Genomic DNA, 1,599 nt, shown 5'->3' with positions numbered 1-1,599 from the left:
GGGGCGGCCGGGGGGGGGCCGCGCGCGGCCCGGCCCCCCCCCCCCCCCCCCCGCCGGTTCGTCAGCGGCTCCCGAACGGGTCTGAAATGCCGTGGGACTGCGGCTCAGTGGGCCACGGCGCGCGCCATCGAGCCATGACGCGGTTGCGACGGAACGCCACGAGCAGGTTCCGGCGCGGACCTGGCTCCCGCTCCGGCCTGGCGGCCGGCCGGGGCAGGGCCGTTGCGGCGCGGCTGCGCTCCCACGCCGTTCTGGACGTCCATCACGGCGTGCGCCACGAGACCGCCCATGGGGTCGTGCCTGATCAGGTCCCGCAGCCGGGAGCGGGACGACCGTCCCTCGTTGCCCGGATACAGGTGCTTGCCGAGGCCGACCGCGTGCGCCAGGGCGGCGAGCGCCGCGGTCCGCGGGTCCGGCGGCACGCCGGTGCGGATCGCGGAGTCCAGCCGGGCCCTGATCTCCCGGCTGATGTCGGTGTCCGTCGCCTGGTAGCGAGTCGTCGGCAGCACCCCGCACATCTGACCGGCCACGGCATGCACCATGCCGCACCGCTCCAGATGCGAGAGGTAGGTCTGACGGAGCCCCAGCCGTGGCCCGCCAATCCAGTTGACCGCCCGCACGGGAGCGCCGCGCCTGCGCAGCAGCTCCAACGCACAGTCCAAAGTTGGATCTCCAGTCGGCCGTGGTACCACCACGGCGATACGATCCCCGTCTGGGGCTATCCGTCCGGCCAGCGCCAGCTCCACTAGCTGTGCTCCGGCCAGACCGAGGTCGAGCGACTGCGGCTGTGCAGTGGTACCCGTGGCCGGGTCCAGTGCCAGCAGCAGAAGCTCCTCCGGAATTGTTCTGCGGCTCCTGCCCATCCATGCCTCCCCGCGTGGATGAATGACAGGGTGACCCCTCTCACATTGGTCTGTCGAGGGTGCGTGACCGGTTCGTGAGGGAACCGGCAGGTATGTCGTTCTCGTCTACCGCAGGAGCCGAGCCCGCACACAGGACACTGGTACATGGTTCCGGCAGCGCGTCGAGCGCTGGCCCGGACGGCGGTTCACATGGTTCGGCAGCCGCGCGACGGGCGCGCAACTTATGGAGGAGGCATCGGTGGCGGGCGAGTCCCCCGACAGGTCGAAGCAGCGCGAGTCGTCGGCAGAACCGACGTCGGGGAGCGCGGGCGCGGTTCCCGAGGCCCGGGGCGCGGTGCGCGATCCCCGGCTCGCGGTGGCGCGGGAGTCGTCGTCCCGCGGTGGGGTCGACACCGCGACGAGGGTCTTCTCCGTACGGAAGCCGGCCGCCGACGCCGAGGAGACGGGCGCGGCGGAACCCTCCGACGAGGTGACCGAGGACACGGCCACCGAGGACACGGCCGCCGAGGCGACCGGGAAGACGGCCGCCGAGGGTGACGCGGCCGAGGAGAGCGCCGGGGACGACGCGGCGGCCGACGGCACCTCTTCCGACGCGGACGGCAGCGCTTCTTCCGACGCGGACGGCGACGTGGACGTGGACACGGACACGGCCGACGACGCTGACGGCGACGCGGACGCGGAGACGGCCGGGACGGCCGACGGCGACGCGGACGACGACGCGGACGACGAGCCGGCC

General features: G+C 73.4%; 1 protein-coding gene and 1 pseudogene. One reads left to right on the top strand and one right to left on the bottom strand.

Going from position 1 to position 1,599, the window contains the following annotated elements:
* Positions 1 to 104 precede the first annotated feature (104 nt).
* Complete coding sequence (locus ABT085_RS46265; protein WP_152895304.1) at positions 105 to 863, bottom strand: GOLPH3/VPS74 family protein; 759 nt, start codon at positions 861 to 863, stop codon at positions 105 to 107.
* 238 nt (positions 864 to 1,101) lie between these two features.
* Between ABT085_RS46265 and ABT085_RS46260 the strand changes: the two are divergent.
* A pseudogene (locus tag ABT085_RS46260) lies at positions 1,102 to 1,599 on the top strand (D-alanyl-D-alanine carboxypeptidase); the annotation flags it as partial.

This window comes from Streptomyces sp. NPDC002265 (genome assembly GCF_040296125.1).
Classification (GTDB): Bacteria; Actinomycetota; Actinomycetes; order Streptomycetales; family Streptomycetaceae; genus Streptomyces.
The sequence above is the reverse complement of the archived record's forward strand: the minus strand, read 5'-3'. Positions and strand labels throughout refer to the sequence as shown.

Excerpts from the sequence above, each read along its gene's own strand:
- ABT085_RS46265 (WP_152895304.1), bottom strand. The coding sequence starts at position 863 with ATGGGCAGGAGCCGCAGAACAATTCCGGAGGAGCTTCTGCTGCTGGCA.